This is a genomic window from Clostridium paridis (assembly GCF_016765615.1).
GTDB classification, from domain to species: Bacteria; Bacillota; Clostridia; order Clostridiales; family Clostridiaceae; genus Clostridium_T; species Clostridium_T paridis.
Map to the genome: position 1 here is coordinate 133,206 of NZ_JAESWA010000020.1, position 20,216 is coordinate 153,421.

General features: G+C 32.1%; 15 protein-coding genes. All 15 read left to right on the forward strand.

What is annotated here, in order from left to right; translation table 11 throughout:
• Positions 1-114 precede the first annotated feature (114 nt).
• The 15 genes from JK634_RS07085 to JK634_RS07155 all read left to right on the forward strand — a co-directional run bounded on the left by JK634_RS07085 (position 115) and on the right by JK634_RS07155 (position 20,209).
• Positions 115-3,690 (forward strand): DNA polymerase III subunit alpha, encoded by a 3,576-nt coding sequence (locus JK634_RS07085; RefSeq protein WP_202766942.1) that lies wholly within the window; start codon positions 115-117, stop codon positions 3,688-3,690.
• A gap of 414 nt (positions 3,691-4,104) precedes the next feature.
• On the forward strand, positions 4,105-5,064 hold the full coding sequence (gene pfkA / locus JK634_RS07090; protein WP_202766943.1) for a 6-phosphofructokinase: 960 nt from the start codon (positions 4,105-4,107) through the stop codon (positions 5,062-5,064).
• 93 nt (positions 5,065-5,157) lie between these two features.
• Complete coding sequence (pyk, locus tag JK634_RS07095) at positions 5,158-6,576, forward strand: pyruvate kinase (RefSeq protein ID WP_202766944.1); 1,419 nt, start codon at positions 5,158-5,160, stop codon at positions 6,574-6,576.
• Positions 6,577-7,025: 449 nt separating this feature from the next.
• Complete coding sequence (gene nifH, locus JK634_RS07100; protein WP_202766945.1) at positions 7,026-7,847, forward strand: nitrogenase iron protein; 822 nt, start codon at positions 7,026-7,028, stop codon at positions 7,845-7,847.
• Positions 7,848-7,981: 134 nt separating this feature from the next.
• Entirely contained in the window at positions 7,982-8,308 is a 327-nt protein-coding gene (locus tag JK634_RS07105; RefSeq protein ID WP_202766946.1) for a P-II family nitrogen regulator, read from the forward strand.
• Between the two features lie 16 nt (positions 8,309-8,324).
• Complete coding sequence (locus JK634_RS07110; RefSeq protein WP_202766947.1) at positions 8,325-8,708, forward strand: P-II family nitrogen regulator; 384 nt, start codon at positions 8,325-8,327, stop codon at positions 8,706-8,708.
• Positions 8,709-8,731: 23 nt separating this feature from the next.
• On the forward strand, positions 8,732-10,315 hold the full coding sequence (nifD, locus tag JK634_RS07115) for a nitrogenase molybdenum-iron protein alpha chain (RefSeq protein ID WP_202766948.1): 1,584 nt from the start codon (positions 8,732-8,734) through the stop codon (positions 10,313-10,315).
• Complete coding sequence (gene nifK, locus JK634_RS07120) at positions 10,315-11,679, forward strand: nitrogenase molybdenum-iron protein subunit beta (RefSeq protein ID WP_202766949.1); 1,365 nt, start codon at positions 10,315-10,317, stop codon at positions 11,677-11,679. Before nifD ends, nifK begins: the two co-directional genes overlap by 1 nt.
• A 78-nt stretch (positions 11,680-11,757) precedes the next feature.
• Positions 11,758-13,098, forward strand: coding sequence for a nitrogenase iron-molybdenum cofactor biosynthesis protein NifE (gene nifE / locus JK634_RS07125; protein ID WP_202766950.1), 1,341 nt, complete (start codon positions 11,758-11,760; stop codon positions 13,096-13,098).
• A 13-nt stretch (positions 13,099-13,111) separates the two neighbouring features.
• Positions 13,112-15,811 (forward strand): nitrogenase cofactor biosynthesis protein NifB, encoded by a 2,700-nt coding sequence (nifB, locus tag JK634_RS07130; protein ID WP_202766951.1) that lies wholly within the window; start codon positions 13,112-13,114, stop codon positions 15,809-15,811.
• Positions 15,808-16,116, forward strand: a complete 309-nt coding sequence (locus tag JK634_RS07135) for a 2Fe-2S ferredoxin (protein WP_202766952.1) — start codon at positions 15,808-15,810, stop codon at positions 16,114-16,116. Before nifB ends, JK634_RS07135 begins: the two co-directional genes overlap by 4 nt.
• A gap of 32 nt (positions 16,117-16,148) precedes the next feature.
• Entirely contained in the window at positions 16,149-17,180 is a 1,032-nt protein-coding gene (locus JK634_RS07140; protein ID WP_202766953.1) for a homocitrate synthase/isopropylmalate synthase family protein, read from the forward strand.
• A complete protein-coding gene (locus JK634_RS07145; RefSeq protein WP_202766954.1) occupies positions 17,165-17,968 on the forward strand; it encodes a beta/alpha barrel domain-containing protein in 804 nt (267 codons plus the stop codon). Before JK634_RS07140 ends, JK634_RS07145 begins: the two co-directional genes overlap by 16 nt.
• Positions 17,969-18,299: 331 nt before the next feature.
• Entirely contained in the window at positions 18,300-18,848 is a 549-nt protein-coding gene (locus tag JK634_RS07150) for an RNA polymerase sigma factor (protein WP_202766955.1), read from the forward strand.
• Entirely contained in the window at positions 18,848-20,209 is a 1,362-nt protein-coding gene (locus JK634_RS07155) for a DUF4179 domain-containing protein (protein WP_202766956.1), read from the forward strand. Before JK634_RS07150 ends, JK634_RS07155 begins: the two co-directional genes overlap by 1 nt.
• The last annotated feature ends 7 nt before the right edge of the window (positions 20,210-20,216 follow it).

The window sequence follows — 20,216 nt, forward strand, 5'->3', positions numbered from 1 at the left end:
GCTTCGGCTGATTTTTTACTTTATAGCTATTTTAATTAGAGCGATTATTGTCTAAAATAGAAGATAGGGAGTTTTAAACGATAAGTTTAAAATTTCAAGAAAGGAAGTGATAGATTGGAAGAGAGAAAATTTTGTCACTTGCATCTACATACAGAATATTCCCTTTTAGATGGATCAGGGAAAATATCTAAGATGATAAACAAGGCAAAGGAATTAGGAATGGAGTCCATAGCTATAACTGACCACGGTGTTATGTATGGTTGTGTGAATTTTTATAAAGAAGCTCAAAAGGCTGGAATTAAAGCAATTATAGGTTGTGAGATATATGTAGTTCCAAAATCTATGCATATAAAAAACGTAGATAGTGAAAATAATACACACCACTTAGTGCTATTGGTAAAGAATGAAGTGGGGTACGAGAATTTAATGAAAATAGTCTCTCAAGCTTCTATTGAAGGTTTCTATTATAAACCAAGAGTAGATCATGATTTTTTAAGAGAGCATAGTGAGGGATTAATAGCTTCTAGCGCATGCCTAGGAGGAGAAGTAAGTTCGGCATTAAATAATGGGAATTATGAAAAAGCGAAAGAAATAGCTTTGATTTATAAAGATATATTTAAAGAAGGATTCTACTTAGAACTTCAGTATCATGGTTTAGAGGAACAAAAGAGAGTTAATGCGGGGTTAATTAAACTTTCTAAAGAAACTGGTATACCACTTATTGCTACGAATGATGTACATTATATAGAACAAAAAGACTCAAAATCCCATGATATACTTTTATGTATACAAACTGGAAAAACAGTTGATGATGAAAACAGAATGAGATATGCTTCAGACCAATTTTATTTGAAAACTCCTGAAGAAATGTGGGATATGTTTTCATATGTTCCGGAAGCATTAGAAAATACACTTAAGATAGCTGATGAGTGCAATTTTAATTATGAATTTCATAACTCAAAGCTCCCTAAGTTTCCATTAGAAGAAGGACAGGATGCTTTTGAATATTTAAGAGATGTTTGCTTTAAAGGACTTATTGAAAGATATGATGAATTCAATGAATACGGGGAAACATATAATTATGAGAGTTTGAAGGAATATTCTGAAGGGCGTCCAAAGGCTAAAGAACTAGTTGATAGATTAGATTATGAACTTCAAGTAATAAATCAAATGGGATACGTGGACTATTTTCTTATAGTATGGGATTTTATTAGATTTTCAAATGAACATGGTATTCCAACAGGACCAGGTAGAGGTTCGGCAGCTGGTGCTATAGTTGCTTACACTTTAGGAATTACAAAGATTGACCCAATAAAGTATGGATTGATTTTTGAAAGATTTCTTAATCCTGAGAGAGTAAGTATGCCTGATATTGACTCTGATTTCTGCTATGAAAGAAGACAGGAAGTAATTGATTATGTAGTAGAAAAGTATGGAGAAAAAAATGTATCGCAAATAATTACCTTTGGAACAATGGCTGCAAAAGCCTGCATAAGAGATGTGGGGAGGGCTATGAACTATAGCTATGCAGAGGTAGATAAAATAGCTAAGATGATTCCAACAATGCTAGGAATTACTATAGAAAAAGCACTTGATTTAAATCCTGAGTTAAAAGCATTATATGAAAGTGATGAGAGAGTTAAAAATCTTATTGATGTAAGTAAAGACTTAGAAGGACTACCAAGGCACTCCTCTACACATGCAGCTGGAGTTGTTATAGCATCAAAACCTCTAGTAGAATATGTTCCATTACAGAAAAATGAAGATAATATAGTAGCTCAGTTTGATATGAATACTTTAGAGGAACTAGGACTACTTAAGATGGACTTCTTAGGACTTAGAACTCTTACTGTAATGAATGATGCAATAAAAATGATTAAAGAAAATAGAGGCGTAGATATTGATGTAGATAAAATAGACTTGGATGACAAAGAAGTTTTTAAGATGTTCGGAGAAGGTAAAACTGTAGGTGTGTTCCAATTCGAATCTCCAGGGATGATAAGCTTTTTGAAGGAATTAAAGCCAGATTCTGTGGAAGATATTATAGCGGGAAATGCTCTTTACAGACCAGGGCCTATGGCTCAAATACCTAGATATATTGAAAATAAGAAACATTCAGATAAAGTAAGCTATATAACGCCAGAATTAGAGAGTATACTTGATGTAACCTACGGCGTAATGATATATCAAGAACAGGTTATGGAGATAGTTAGAAAGATTGGTGGATACTCTTTAGGACGTGCAGATATGGTTAGAAGAGCCATGTCAAAGAAAAAACACAGTGTTATGGAGCAAGAAAGAAAGAATTTTATATATGGAATTACAGATGAAAATGGAAATGTTGAAGTTCCTGGATGTATAAGAAATGGAATATCAGAAGAGGCTGGGAATAAGATATTTGACCAAATGATGGATTTTGCTAGTTATGCATTTAATAAGAGTCATTCTGCAGCATATTCCATTGTAGGATATCAAACAGCATACTTAATGAGGTATTATCCAGTAGAATACATTGCAGCAACATTGAACTCTATAATGGGAGCCAATGAAAAAGTTGCTTCATATATAAATCTTGCTGAAAGCTTTGGAATAGAAGTTTTGCCTCCAGATATAAATGAAAGCTTTTCGAAATTTACTGTTAAGGGCGACACAATTAGATTTGGATTAGCAGCTATTAAAAATGTAGGCTATAATGTAGTTGAGTCAATTGTGAAATCAAGAAAAGAAAAAGGTAATTACACTTCACTTCAAGACTTTATAAGCAAACAAGACTTCTCAGCTATAAATAAGAGGGCAGTAGAAAGTTTGATCAAAGCAGGAGCTCTAGATGGATTTAAAGTTTATAGGTCTAGATTGCTTGCAGTATATGAGAAAGTCATGGATTCTGTAGCGGGAGATAAAAAACGAAATATAGATGGGCAAATAAATCTATTTTCTGGATTAGAAGAAAAAATCGAAAGTCCAGGAGTAACATATCCTCCAATAAATGAATTTAAGAAGAATCATATATTGGCAATGGAAAAAGAAATGACAGGCTTATACTTAAGTGGTCATCCACTAGATGATTATAAGGAGAGTCTAAATCAGCAGACTACAACCACAATAAATAAGATATTAGCCACAAATCAGACACTAGAAGAAGGCATGGATACTGAAATAACTCCTGTTATGGAGAGTTTAAGTAATAGAGGAATAGAAGATGGGACAAGAGTAGTTATAGGCGGGATAATTAGCGAAGTAAGCAGAAAAGTAACTAGAAATAATACCATGATGGCATTTGTTAAGTTAGAGGATTTAACAGGAATTATGGAGGTTATTGTATTCCCAAAAACTCTAGAAAAGGTAAATAAATTAATAAATACAGATTCATTAGTTGTTATAAGAGGAAGAGTAAGTATTAGTGAAGAAGATGTTCCTAAATTACTCTGCGAAGATATAACTCCTTTAGAAAAAATAAATTCAGATAAGATTTATTTGAAAGTTGAAAATATGGAAAAAGCTAGAGAGATTAATAAGATATTAAAAATTTTATTAAATGATTTTAAAGGTGAAACACCTCTTTATATATTTGCAGCAAAAGAGAGGCAAAGCTATAGACTAGCTAGGGAACTTTGGGTTGATACAGAAAAAGGGGCACTAGAATATTTGAGGAAAAAATTTGGTGAAGATAATGTAAAGTTAGTTGAATAAATAAGAGAAGGATAGATGGTATATGAATAATATAGCATCTATCCTCTTATTAACCAAAGATTACACAAGACAGAATAATATTACATTTATTGAATTAAAATAAATTTATTTAAATATTACTTATTCATAATAAAGTATAGGGTTGGATAAAATATAGTTAATGAAACTAGTGAAAAAATTTTTTTGTGTTAAAACATTTTAAATTATATGAAAATAACTTGAAAATAATTCAAACATTAAGTAAAATATATTTGACTCAGTATCTGTAGATTTTTTAGGAATTTTGGAGAAATTTATATATTAGACATTATATTGTGAAAAAAATATGCTCAAATATTTTTTTGTACAATGGGTGGGCAAAATTTAACATATGTGGGACTTTGTGCGTCCCTTAAGTATAAGGAGGCAAATAAAATGAAGAAAATAGCTATATTAACAAGTGGTGGAGATGCACCAGGAATGAATGCAGCAATAAGAGCAGTAGCAAGAACAGCAATACATAATGGACTAGAAGTAGTAGGAATACAAAGAGGATATGCAGGTCTTATTAATGGAGAACTTACTCCAATGGATAGACGTTCAGTTTCAGATATAATCCAAAGAGGTGGAACAGTTTTAAGAACAGCTAGATGTTTAGAATTTAAAAAAGAGGAAGTTAGAGAAAGAGCAGCTAAAATATTAAAGACTTATGGAGTAGATGCATTAGTTGTTATAGGTGGAGATGGATCTTTCACTGGAGCAAAACTTTTATCAAAACTAGGAGTTAAAACAGTTGGACTTCCAGGAACTATAGATAACGATCTTGCTTATACAGATTTTACTATAGGTTTTGATACAGCATTAAATACAGTTTTAGATGCAATAAACAAATTAAGAGATACTTCAACTTCTCATGAAAGAGTTTCAGTTGTAGAAGTTATGGGAAGAAATTGTGGAGATCTAGCTTTATACGCTGGTGTTGCTGGTGGAGCAGAATCAATAATAATACCTGAAAAAGGATTTGACAGAGATGAACTATGCAGACAAATACTTGAAGGTAAAAAAGACGGAAAAATGCACAATTTAATTCTAGTTGCTGAAGGTGTTGGCGGAGCAGACGATCTAGCTAAATACATTGAAGAAATAACTGGAATAGAAACTAGAGCAACTATATTAGGACATATTCAAAGAGGTGGAAGCCCAACAGCATTTGATAGAGTACTAGCATCTAGACTTGGACATAGAGCTGTTGAAGTTTTACTAGAAGGAAAAACAGCAAGAGTTATTGGATTAAGAAACAATCAAGTAATCGATGATGATATAGATGAAGCATTAGCTATGGAAAGAAAGTTTGATGACCAACTATTTAAAATATCAGAAGCATTATCAAATTAATTTTGGTTTAAGAGCCTAGAGCTTTTTAAATATTTATTTTTTATTTTTATTATTTAATGCATTTTGGAAAAAGAAAACGGAGGAATGTTATCTATGAGAAAAACGAAAATTATTTGTACAATTGGACCAGCTAGTGAAAGTGACGAAATACTTTCTAAAATTATCGAAGCAGGAATGAATGCTTCAAGACATAATTTTTCACATGGTGATCATGAAGAGCACGCAGGAAGAATTAATAAAGTTAAAGAATTAGCTAAGAAATACAACAAGCAAATTGCTGTATTACTTGATACTAAAGGACCAGAAATAAGAACAGGAAAATTTGAACCAAGCAAGGTTGAATTACAATCTGGATCAAATTTCTCAATATATGCAGGTGGAGATGTAGTAGGTGATACTACTAAATGTTCTGTAACTTATGAAGGACTAGCAAATGATGTTAAACCAGGAAACATCATATTAATTGATGATGGTTTAGTTGGACTAGAAGTTAAATCTGTAGAAGGCAATAGAATTGATTGTGTTGTTAAAAATACAGGTTTAGTAGGTACTCATAAAGGAGTTAACGTTCCAGGAGTATCAATAAAGTTACCAGCAATGACAGAAAAAGATGCAAGTGATTTAAAATTTGGTTGTGAAATAGGTGTAAACCTAATTGCTGCTTCCTTTATAAGAAAAGCTGAAGATGTTTTAGCTATAAGAAAAATATTAAAGGAAAATGGCGGAGACGAAATAGAAATATATTCAAAGATAGAAAACCAAGAAGGTGTTGACAATATAGATTCAATCATCGAAGTTTCTGACGGAATAATGGTTGCTAGAGGAGACCTTGGGGTTGAAATTCCAATAGAAAAGGTACCAGCAGTTCAAAAAATGATAATTGAAAAATGTAATGCTGCTTGTAAGCCAGTTATAACTGCAACTCAAATGTTAGACTCAATGATAAGAAATCCAAGACCAACAAGAGCAGAAGTTTCAGACGTTGCAAATGCTATATTAGATGGTACAGATGCAATAATGCTTTCAGGAGAATCAGCTAACGGAAGCTGGCCAGTTGAAGCAGTAGAAACTATGGCTAAAATTGCTATAGAAGCTGAAAAGAAATTAAGCTATGAAATGGCTAGATCTACAGCTAAGAAACATATACCAGCTATAGCAGGAGTTATTTCAAGAGCTGCTTGTAACGCTGCTCATGAATTAAAAGCTGCAGCTATAATATCTTCAACTCAATCAGGTGCTACAGCAAGAAGAATTTCTCAATGTAGACCAGATTGTCCAATAATAGCAGTTACACCATGTGAAACTGTTGCTAAGAAGTTAGCATTAAGCTTTGGAGTTTATCCAATAGTTTCTGAAAAATTAACTTCAACAGATGATATAATGGATAAATCAGTTCAAGTAGTTGAACAAGCAGGAATGGTTAATAAGGGAGAAACTGTAGTGTTAGCTGCAGGAGTTCCAGCAGGAAACATAGGAACTACTAACCTATTAAAAGTTAGTGTTGTAGAATAATTTTTATAGAAAAGCTGTCACAAAATATTTGTGACAGCTTTTATTTTATAAAAAAATATGAAAGTTATATAAATGTTTACATTGGCATTAATATTATATTTGTTAATTTTAACAAAAAAACTAATAAAAAAATTAGAAAAATATCTATTGTAAATGGAAAAATTATATGTTAGCATAAAAAATATAAATAATTCTTGAGAAAAAAATAAAAATATATGACTATTGTTAATAGAATTTGCTTAAAAACTATTAATTATTATTAAAAATATAATTGGGCAAGGAAGTCTGTTTTGTAAAGACAAAGGAGTCTACAATTTTAGTATTTTACTAAATTGCGGACTTCTTTTTTATTTACTCTATTATAGAAAAAAATACAATATATATAAGTTTCTTCCATATAATTGGGGGAGTTTATAGATAAATATTATTTTTAAGAGGAGGAAGGTAATATGAGACAAGTAGCTATTTATGGGAAGGGTGGAATTGGTAAATCAACAACAACACAAAACTTAACAGCAGGGCTTGCAACTATGGGAAAGAAGATAATGGTTGTTGGATGTGACCCAAAAGCAGATTCTACAAGATTACTACTAGGAGGACTTGCTCAAAAAAGTGTTCTTGATACTTTAAGAGAAGAAGGGGATGATGTTGATCTTGATTCAATATTAAAGCCAGGATTTGGTGGAATTAAGTGTGTTGAATCAGGTGGACCAGAACCAGGAGTTGGATGTGCAGGTAGAGGAATAATCACATCAATCAATATGCTAGAGCAACTAGGTGCTTATACAGATGATTTAGATTATGTATTCTATGATGTTTTAGGCGACGTTGTATGTGGTGGTTTCGCAATGCCAATTCGTGAAGGAAAAGCACAAGAAATATATATAGTTGCATCAGGTGAGATGATGGCACTATACGCAGCTAACAATATAGCTAAGGGTATTCAAAAGTATGCAAACACTGGTGGAGTTAGACTAGGAGGAATAATCTGTAACAGCAGAAAAGTTGATAGAGAGTTAGACCTATTACAAGCATTTGCTAAAGAGCTTGGAAGCCAATTAATTCATTTTGTTCCTAGAGATAATATGGTTCAAAGAGCTGAGATAAATAAGAAAACAGTAATAGAATTTGATGATACAGCTGATCAGGCAGATGAATATAGAGCTTTAGCAAAAGCAATAGACGAAAATCAGTTGTTTGTAATTCCTAAGCCAATGTCACAGGATAGATTAGAAGAGATATTAATGGAATATGGCTTAATGGATATATAAAAAAAGAAGATATGCAAAAGCCTACGAAAACTTTAAAGCATATCTACAAAATAAAATTTGCAATAAAAGTATACCATGAATTTAGGTGAAAATTCAATATTTACAAAGTATAAATATAAGGGGGAGTACTTAATATGTTAATGGTTCGTGCTATTTTAAGACCAGAGAGGGTAGGAATGGTCCTTTCAGAACTTCTATCAGCTGGATTTCCTGAAGTTACTAAGATGGATGTGTTCGGAAGAGGTAAACAAAAGGGGATAAAAGTTGGAGATATTTATTATGATGAACTTCCAAAAGAAATGATTTTACTTGTAGTAAAAGATGAAGATAAAGATGATGTAATAAAAATAATTATGAAAAATGCTAGAACTGGAGAAAAGGGAGCGTTTGGAGATGGAAAAATATTTGTATCTCCTGTAGAGACTGCTTTTACAATTAGCAGCGGAAAAGAAGGCTTATAAAAAGGAGAGATGTTAAATGAAAGAAGTAATGGCAATTATTCGATCAAATAAAGTGAATAAAACTAAAGAATCTCTTGCAGAAGCTGGATTTCCTTCCTTTACTTGCAGAAAGGTACTTGGAAGAGGGAAAAAATCAATTGATATAACATTAATTGAAAGTTTACTAATGCAAGTAGAAGTTCCAGTTTCTCCAATGGCTGAAAATATATCTGAAGTTGGAAGGTTAATACCTAAAAGATTATTTACGCTAATAGTTAAGGATGAAGATGTAAAAAAAGTAGTAGATACAATTATAAACGTAAATTCTCAAGGCAATCCTGGAGATGGAAAGATATTTATCATACCAATTAATGAGGCATATAGAATAAGAAATGAAGAGGCTGGAGATGAAGCTATATAAATAAAATATTTGGAGGTGATTTCATGAGTACATTAGATAAGGTTTTGGATGATTATAGTGCTAAGGTCTTTAAAAATAGAAAAGCACATTTGATAGAAATAAAAGATGACACACAAGAAATAACTGCCAATGCTAGAACTATTCCAGGAATAATGACCAATAGAGGGTGTTGTTATGCAGGTTGTAAAGGGGTTGTCCTAGGTCCACTTAAGGATGTAGCGATAATAACTCATGGACCTATTGGATGTGGGTTTTATTCTTGGGGAACAAGAAGACACAAAGGTAAGGGTGATGAAAATACTCAAAACTTCTTAGAATATTGCTTCTCAACTGATATGCAGGAAAGTGATATAGTATTTGGTGGAGAAAAGAAGCTTAGACAAGCAATTAAGGAAGTTGTAGAAATATTCAATCCTAAATCAGTTATGATATGTTCCACTTGCCCAGTTGGGCTAATAGGAGATGATATCCATGCAGTAGCAGCTGAATCAGAGAAATTGTACGGAATAAAAGTATTAGCATTCTCATGTGAAGGATATAAAGGGGTATCACAATCTGCCGGTCACCATATTGCAAATAACGGCCTTATAAAGAATGTTATAGGAACCGGTAATTATGTACCTAAGAAATATGCAATAAATATTTTAGGTGAGTACAATATAGGCGGAGATGGCTGGGAAATAAGCAGAGTGCTTAAGAAAATAGGTTATGATATTGTATCAGTTATGACTGGAGATGGAAGCTTTGAAGAGCTAAGAAATGCGCATGTAGCTGATTTAAATGTGGTTCAATGCCATAGATCCATAAACTACATTGGTGAAATGCTTAAGACAAAGTATGGAACTAGCTGGATAAAGGTGAATTTCATAGGAGTAAAATCCACAATAAAATCCTTAAGAAATATGGCTAAATTCTTTGGAGATCCAGAGCTTATACAAAGAACTGAGGAAGTTATAGTTGAAGAAATTGAAGATATTAAAGATGACATGGATTATTATAAAGAAAAATTAATGGGAAGAACAGCTGCACTATTTGTAGGAGGTTCAAGATCTCACCATTATCAAAAGTTATTAAAGGATTTGGGAATGAGTGTTGTACTTGCTGGTTATGAGTTTGCTCATAGAGATGATTATGAAGGGCGTGAAGTACTTCCATCAATAAAAATTGATGCGGACTCTAAAAATATTGAAGAATTGAAGGTTGAAAAAGATGAGAAGAAATTCAAGGTATATCTTTCAGAAGAACAATATGAAGAATTAAAGAAAGAAATTCCTTTAGACTACTATGAAGGTATGATGAGAGAAATGGATAAGGGTTCAATTGTAGTAGATGATTTAAATCATTATGAAACAGAAGAATTCTTAAAACTTCTTAAACCAGATATATTCTTCTCGGGAATCAAAGATAAATTCGTAGCACAAAAAGGCGGCATATTATCAAGACAGCTACATTCCTATGATTATAGTGGACCATATGCAGGGTTCAAGGGTGCAGTGAATTTTGCAAAGGATATAGCAATGGGAATATATACTCCAGCATGGAATTATACAATAGCTCCATGGAAAACTGAACCAACCTTAGAGGGAACTGTAGGAGGTGAGGCGTAATGTTAGATTTAACACCAAAAGAAGTATCTGAAAGAAAAGCATTAAGAATTAATCCATCTAAAACATGTCAGCCAGTTGGAGCTATGTACGCTGCTTTAGGGGTTCATAAGTGTATGCCACATAGCCATGGTTCACAAGGTTGCTGTTCTTTTCATAGAATGTACTTAACAAGACATTTTAAGGAACCAGCGATAGCCTCAAGCTCATCATTTACAGAAGGGGCTTCAGTTTTTGGAGGAGGAAGTAATTTAAGAACTGCTGCAAAAAATATTTTTGATATCTATGATCCAGATATAATTGCAGTTCATACAACCTGTTTATCAGAAACTATTGGAGATGATTTAGGATCGATTCTTCAATCAATAACAGTACCAGAAGGCAAATACATGGTTCATACTAATACTCCAAGTTATGTAGGTTCACATGTAACAGGGTTCTCAAATATGGTTACTGGATTTATAAAATATCTTTCAGTATCAACAGGAGTATCAAATGGAAAGATAAACATCATTCCTGGATTCACAAATCCTGGTGACATGAGAGAAATAAAGAGAATATTAAAACTGTTAAAAACAGAATTTACTATGCTTCCAGATACAAGTGGGGTATTAGATGCGCCAATGACAGGTACCTATGATATGTATCCAAAGGGTGGAACTAAGATAGAAGATATAATTAAGCTAGGGGACAGTGACTTAACTTTAGCTCTAGGAGATTTTGCTTCAGAACAAGGGGCAAGTCAACTAGAAAAGAAATGCTGTGTTCCATATAAAACGTACATGTTACCTATTGGAATACAAGGGACAGATGATTTTGTTATGGAGTTATCAAAATTCTCTAAAAATGAAGTGCCATATGAGTTAGAGGAAGAAAGAGGTCAACTAGTTGATATTATAGTAGATTCACATCCGTATTTACATGGAAAGAAGGTTGCTATATACGGAGATCCAGATACTGTTTTAGGATTAACTAGATTCGCATTAGAACTAGGAATGATTCCTAAATATGTTATTACAGGAACTCCAGGAACTGCATTCGAGACTTCAGCTAAAGAATTATTTGATAAATTCAAGGTAGAAGGATGTACAGCAAAAGCTGCAGCTGATCTTTTTGAATTACATCAATGGTTAAAGAATGATAAAGTAGACTTACTATTAGGGGGGACACATGGAAAGTACATAGCGAGAGCTGAGGATATTCCATTTGTAAGAGTTGGTTTCCCAATTATAGATAGATATGTACACTCATATATGCCAATGGTAGGTTATAAGGGTGCTATGAGGCTACTTGAATTAATGCTTAACGCATTAATGGATAGACAAGATAGAGACTGTGCAGATGAAGATATGGAAATGGTTATGTAATTAAGTTTTGAAGGATTTTCAAGGGAGAAAGTCAACCTTGGAGATCCTTCTTTTTATTTTAATTAAGGGGGGAATTATATGGAGTTAAAATCATTACCCGAAGTATTGGAAGAAAGGAAAGACTTTATTTTCTGTAAAGATAAGAATCATGGAAACTCAATGAAATGCGATAGTGAGAGTGTGTCTGGAGCAGTAAGTCAAAGAGCTTGTGTATATTGTGGAGCCAGGGTTGTACTTAATCCAATAACGGATGCATTCCATATAGTTCATGGACCAATAGGCTGCGCCAGTTACACTTGGGATATAAGAGGCAGTCTTTCTAGTGGAGATGAGTTATATCGTAATAGCTTTTCTACAGATTTAAGGGAAAAAGATATAATCTTTGGTGGTGAGAGGCGGCTTACTGGAGCTATTGAAGGGATAATGGAAAAGCATAATCCTAAGGTTATATTTGTATATGCAACCTGTATTGTAGGGGTTATTGGTGACGATGTAGATGCAGTATGTAGAGGGGCTGAAAGAAAATATGGAATACCTGTAATTCCAGTAAAATCTCCAGGTTTTGCAGGCCATAAATCCATGGGATATAAAGCAGCGTGTAATGCACTTATGGATTTGATAGGGAGAGAAAAGTCGCCAAAGGTAAAAGGAATAAATATTCTAGGTGATTTTAATTTATCTGGCGAAATGTGGATAATAAAAGACTACCTAAAAAGTATTGGAGTAAATGTAGTTTCTCAGATAACTGGAGATGCAAAGTGTGAAGAACTTAAAAGGGCTGATGGAGCTGAGCTTAATATAGTACAATGCGCAGGCTCTATGACCTATTTAGCTAAGAGAATGGAAAATGAAATGGGAGTTCCTTATATAAAAGTAAGTTTTTTTGGAATTGAGGATACTGTAAGTTCGTTAATGAATATTGCAAATGCTTTAAAAGATGATGAAATTATAAAAAGAACAAAGGAATTCATAAAAGAAGAAGTTAGGAAAATGGATAAGGTTTTTGATAAGTATAAGAAAAACCTAGCAGGAAAAAAGGCAGCAATATATGTAGGTGGAGGTTTTAAAGCAATATCGTTAATAAAACAATTTGAAGAACTAGAAATGGAAACAGTTATAGTTGGAACTCAGACAGGTAAAAAAGAGGATTATGAAGTTATAAGCAGTTTAGTTAAGCCAGGGACAGTTATATTGGATGATGCTAATCCTTATGAATTAGAACAATTTATGAATGAAAAGGGCGCAGATGTACTGGTTGGTGGAGTAAAAGAAAGACCACTAGCTTATAAACTTGGAGTTGCTTTTTGTGATCACAATCATGAAAGAAAACATCCTTTAGCTGGTTTTATAGGAGCTATTAATTTTGCTAAGGAGATAAATCTTACTATCAATAGTCCTGTATGGAAGTATACAAAATAGAGAGGTGATATGTATGGCAGAAGATTATGTAAATTTAACAGTTAATCCTTGTAATATGTGCATGCCTATGGGCGTGGTTAATGCATTTTATGGTATAAAAGGAGCAATGACAATACTTCATGGTTCTCAAGGGTGTAGCACATATATTAGAAGGCACATGGCAACTCATTATAATGAGCCCATAGATATTGCTTCATCTTCGCTTACAGAACAGGGTACAGTTTATGGTGGAGAAAAGAATCTTATTAAAGGCATAGAAAACTTAATTAAGCTATATAATCCTGAAGTTATAGCAATAGCTACTACTTGTTTAGCAGAAACTATAGGAGAAGACGTGGCTAGAATATCAAAGACATTTTATGAAACTCATGATTGCCCAAAAGTTAAGTTAATACCAGTACCTTCACCAGGATATGGAGGAAGTCAGTATGAAGGATATTTTAGAGCTTTAAGAGCAATTGTAGAAAATACTGAGATGAATGAAGAGAAAAATAACAAGATTAATATAATAACTAGTCCCATTAGTCCAGCTGATACAAGAGAGCTTAAAGAAATATTAGAAGCCTTTAAGATTGACTATATACTATTACCTGATATAGCAGATAATCTAGATGCCCCGCGCCAAGAAAAGTATAGTAGATTGCCCTATGGAGGAACTTCTATAAATGATATAGCGCTTATGGCAGGGGCTAAGGCTACTATTGAGTTATCCACCTTAATAAAGGAAAAGTATTCAGCAGGAAAATACCTAGAAGATAACTTTGGAGTAAAAAATTATAGACTTAATATTCCTAGAGGGCTAAGAGATACAGATGAGCTTATTAATTTACTTCAAAGGATAACTGGCAGAGAAATACCAAAGAAATATAAGGAACAAAGGGGAAGATATATTGATGCTATGATAGATTCTCATAAATATAATGCTGAGGCTAGGGTAGTTATATATGGAGAACCAGACTTTGTATATTCAACAGCAAGGTTATGCCTGGAGATTGGGTCAATGCCGGTATTACTAGCAACTGGGAGTAAGTGTCAAGAACTTAAGGAATTATTAAATGAAGAATTAAAGGAGTTATCTGAAAATTTATTTGCTGGAGAATATAAGATACTAGATAATACGGATTTTAAAAATATAGAAAAGTATGCACTAGAGCTAAGTGCAAACTTAATGATAGGAAGTTCAGATGGCAGAAGAATTGAAGAAGAGCATGGAATACCATTAGTGAGAATGTCCTTCCCTATACATGATAGGATTGGGGGACAGAGACTTATGACTTTAGGATATGAAGGGTCAATAAAGCTGATGGATAGTATAACCAATTCTATTCTAGAGGCAAAAGAAAAAAGGTATAGAAAAAGCATTTATGACAAGTTCTACAAAGAGGAGGGGAAGGTTATGGATAAGAAATCAAATATAGAATTTGAATTTGAAGCTGTTCAGGAGGAAACAAAAATAAGCATAGAAGAAAAGACAAAAACACATCCATGTTTTAGTTGTGGGTCAGCTCATAAATATGCAAGAATACATTTGCCTATAGCGCCAAAATGTAATATTAGCTGTAACTATTGTTTGAGAAAATATGATTGCCCAAATGAAAGTAGACCGGGAGTAACAACAGAAATATTATCACCTATTGAAGCTTTAGAAAAATATAAATATGTTAAATCGAAGATGGATAATTTAACAGTAGTAGGAATAGCGGGGCCTGGAGATTCTTTAGCTAATTTTGAGCAAACTAAAAGGACGCTTCAATTAATTAAGAATTACGATAAAGATGTAACCTTCTGTCTGTCAACCAATGGGCTTATGCTGCCTTTTTATGCAAATGACTTAGTAGAACTGGGAGTAACTCATGTGACTATAACAATAAATGCAGTAGATCCTAAAATAGGAGCAAAGGTATATAAATATGTAGACTACTTAGGTACAAAATATATAGGAGAAGAAGCCGCAGAAATACTTTTAAATAATCAGCTTTTAGGACTTAAGTTTTTAACCAGTAAAGGAATTGTATGCAAAATTAACATTGTAATGCTAAAGGGTATTAATGATGGACATATAGAAGAGGTTGTTAAGAAAGTAAAAGAATACGGAGCAACGATTACTAATATAATGCAACTTATACCTGTAAAGGGAAGCGTATTTGAAGAAATGCCTTTAGTTAGTAATGTGGAATTGATGAATTTAAGGAAAAAATGCGGTGAGCATATTGAACAAATGTATCATTGTAAGCAATGTAGAGCAGATGCAATTGGTACCTTAGAAAATGATCAATCTATTAAGTTTAGGAATTTTTCCTCAAAAGAAGAAGAAAATATTGAAAAACCTGCACTAAGATTTGCAGTAGCATCCAAAAGCGGTATGTTAGTTGATAAGCATTTCGGACATGTATCCGAGTTTTATATTTATGAATATAAGGATGAAATAGTATCACTTATTGAAAAAAGAAAAATTGATAAATACTGTAATGGAGTAGAAGAGTGTGATGATGAGGAAGATAAAATAACAAAAATAATGAGAGCTATTGAGGATTGTAATGGAGTATTAGCTCTTAGAATCGGTGATATGCCATTGAATAAACTAAAAAGCAAAGGAATTGAAGTATTTATAACATATGAAAGAATTGAAAAAGCAGTTAAAAATGCAGCAAAAGAAGTTTTAATCAAAAATAAAGAAAAAGAGATATCTAATATTAAGGAGGAGATAGTATGATAAGTCCTAAATATCACATATTTGTATGTGCTAGCTGCAGAATAAATGGAACGCAAAAAGGTTTTTGCCACTCAAAGGACTCAGTGAATGTAATACAAAGATTTATGGAAGAGGTAGATGAAAGAGATTTATCATCAGAAGTAATAATAACAAATACAGGTTGCTTTGCAATATGCGATAAAGGCCCTATAGTTGTAGTGTATCCAGAAGGAACTTGGTATGGTGGAGTAACACCTGATGATGTGTTTGACATTATGGAAGAACATATTGAAGGTGGACAAAAGGTAGAAAGGCTATTAATATAATTAAAATTTAGTAATAGAAAGGGGAAATAGTCATGAAAAAGAAAAATATTAAAATTATAGATAAAACTCTAGTGACCCTTTCGGAGTTATATAGTGACAAAATAGCTAATAAATTAAACGAAATTACAGAGTTAAGTGCTATTTTAAATAACATTGGAGCAGATTGTCTTGAGGTAAGCCAGGAAATATTATATCTTGCATTACCATCAGTAAGAAGCAAGAATAAATATTTAATTATAAAAAATAACTTAGATATAAAAGAATATAATGATTTTAAACTAATAGTCCATGATTATATTATGTTTTCTAATAGTAAAGAACCAGAGAGAAAGATACATGTAGAGATTGAAATAGCAGACGCAACAAAAATTGATTCCTTGAAAGATATAACAGTGCTTAGAGGAAATGTAAGTGGATTTACAGTGAAAGGCTTAGATAATATACTGCTGTATGACTATAAAGCAGTATATAAGAAATTAATAGAGTTCTTTGGTGAAGATTTAAGTCTATGTCCAGGTAATAGCTATGGCTGTGCATCAGCTATAGCTATAGAATGGTTAGAGTATGGTGGAAGATGTGTTAGTACAATCTATGGAGGAATTGGAGGAGGCTGTCCTCTTGAAGAAGTATTAGCTGCTAGGAGATTTATATTTAATGATAAATTTCAAGGGAACTTAACACTTTTACCTAAAGCAACAAAATTAATAGAGAGTATAACAAAGGAGAAACCTTCGAATAACAAACCTATAATTGGGAGCAGTATATTTGATTTTGAATCAGGAATACATGCAGATGGAATATTTAAGAATCCTAAAACCTACGAACCCTATAATCCTAAAAGAATAGGAACGGAAAGACATTTAATTATAGGTAAGCACTCAGGATTAACAGCGTTAAAAAAGAAATTAGGACAATTAAAAATAGAATTAAATGAAGATACACTTCCAAATATATTAGAAAGCATAAGATTAGATAGTTCTAGAAAAGAGAGATCTCTAAGTGATAATGAGATATTAGATATATGTAAACTAGCAGGAGGGTATATACCATGGATGAGGTATTAATTGTTGATACAACCTTAAGAGATGGAGAACAAAAGGCGGGTATAGCATTTTCTCCTGAAGATAAAGTGAATATTGCAAAGATATTGGATAATAATAAAATTTATCAAATAGAGGCTGGTATACCTGCTATGGGGAATATTGAAAAAAAGTCTATATGCAAAATACTAGAAGATAGAAAATTTTCAAAAATATCAGTGTGGAATAGATTAAATAGAAAGGATTTAGTTCATTCAGTAGAATGTAATCCTGATATTATTCATATAAGTGTTCCAGTTTCTGAAATTCAGATAAAAAGTAAGTTAAAGAAAGATAATATTTGGGTAGAAAATAGAGTTAAGGAATGTGTTGCCTTTGTTAAAGAAAAAGGATATGAGGTAACCATTGGATTTGAAGATGCTTCAAGAGCAGATATAGCTTTTATGTGTCATCTAATGAAGATTTTAAAATCTATGGAAGTTAATAGAGTAAGACTTGCTGATACTGTGGGAATATTAACACCATCAAAAACAGCTTTAATCATAAATAAAATTAATAAAAATATAGAAATGGATTTGGAAATGCATGCACATAATGATTTTGGAATGGCAGTAGCTAATTCCATAGAAGCCTCAAAAAACGGAGTGAAGTATATAGATTGCACTGTTGATGGCATAGGAGAGAGGGCTGGAAACTGCTCACTTCAAAAATTTCTTAAAGTGATTAAGGAATTTAATCCACTAAATGAAGTATCTTTAGACATAGTAGAAGAAGAAATTATGTTTAAAAAATTAGGCATTTATAAAAATTAACAGAATGTTAACAAATATAGTTGCCATTTTTAGGCTATAATATGAATGTTATGGGGATTTTAGAAATTAAAATATTCTCATAGCGATTTAGATTATTTAAGAGTCATATGGCAACTGATTCAACTTATTTGCACCGAAAGGTGCTCTTTTTTTGTCCAAATTTAAGTGATAATATTTATATATATGTAAACTAATAGAAAAATGTAGTTAGTGCACTAACTATATTTTCTTATTAAGTTAAATAAATTTCTATTTTGGGGAGCGTTTTATCAAATTCATGCATCTAATAGATGTAAACTTAGCTAAGGTTTTACAGATTGGAGGAAAAGTAATGCAGACAATACCTTTTTTGAAATACAAAGCAAAAAAAGAATCAAATATTGATTTGATGAAAAAAGGTAATAAAGAAGCTTTTATAAAAGTTATAAAACAACACGAATTAACTCTATATAGGGTAGCTAAAGGTATTTTAAAATTAGAAGAAGATACAGAGGATGCAATACAAAATACTATTATTAAGGCATATGAAAAGATATCTACTTTAAAAAATGATGAATACTTTAAAACCTGGCTTATAAGAATCTTGATAAATGAAAGCAATCTCATAATAAGAAAAAATAAAAAGCTGGTGCCTATAGAAGAAATAGAAACTGAGAAATACCATATAGATTCTTATGAAAATATTGATATAACAAGAGCTATAGAAGGATTAAGTGAAAATTTAAGAATAGTTACTTTGTTATTTTATTATGAAGACATATCTATAAAGGATATAGCAAAGATACTTGGTATACCTGAAGGGACTGTAAGGTCTAGGCTTACAAGAGCAAGAAAAGAATTATATGAAATAATGAGGGAAGATGGTGAGGTGGAATTATGATGAATGAAGATTATATTGATAATATAATCAAGCGTAAAATTAATGAAGCTAATATTAAAACACCAGATAATATAAAAAATAAAATAGATTTAACTTTGGAGGCTTTACCAGAGAAAAAAAGAAAACCTAATAGAATATATAAGGTTGCAGCAAGTGTAATATTAAGTGTTGGGGTGCTTACGGCTTTTGGGTTTGCAATGCCCACTTATGCACAAAATATTCCTATAATAGGATCAATTTTTAAATTGCTAGATAGGGGAGAGTACACAAATTATGATAAGTATGCTTCAGATATAAATGTAACCAAATCAGATAATGGAGTTAGTATTACTATAACCAGCATTGTATACGATGGATTGGACTTAAATATTGCATATAAGGTTGATAGCAATAAACCTATGCAAGATGAACCTCATCTACTAGATAAAGATCTAGCAATAAACGGAAAGATAACTACCTTTGGCTCAGGTGGAGGTGGACAATTTTCTGATGATAAGAAGAGTTACGTCGGAGTTGAGACTTTACATGTATCAAAAAATGAGGTTCCTAAAGAAGTGCAGGACAAGATGTTCTTAGGTGGATATGTAGAGGTGCCAGATAAATTTACGCTTACCTTGAATATAAAAGAGTTACTTGGAGATATAAAAGGAAAATGGAATTTTAACTTTCAGGTAACAAATGAAAAAGTTAATGGTAAGGTAAAAGAAATTACATTAAATAAAGATTTAAGTAATTTAGGTAAAGATGCTAAGCTTACAAAGGTAACCTTAACTCCAATAAATACTGAAATACAACTGACATCAAAAGAAGATATCATGACCCCAATAATTCATGATGGTGATACAGCTGAAATGGGGAGTGGAATTGAATTCTTATTAATGGATAATGGAGGAATACAATTAACAAATAAATCAGGAAGTGGCTCAGGACATGATGGGGTATATTATTATTCCTTTAAGTTTAAGGAAGTATATGATGATACAAAATCAATTACTATTATCCCATTTAAGAGTGAGATGGATAGGAAGAAAGTAAAAAGAATTCAATCACCTTTAAATTTAAATGGAGAAACTAAAATAAATTTAGGTAAGTATGGTGATTTAATAATAAATAAAGTAGAGACAGTAGATAATAAAACAAAGGTACATTATAAATTTAATTATGGAAAATTAGCTATTCTTACTAAGATTATAGATAAGGATACTGGAAAAGAATATGGCGGATATGCAGGAGATAGCTCAGATGGAGACAACGTGGTGATATTTGAAAATGTATTACCACAAGGGGATAATTATGTAATAGAATGCGATGATTTAGATACATCAGTAAAGTTATATGATGGGATTAAATTAGATATATAATATTTTA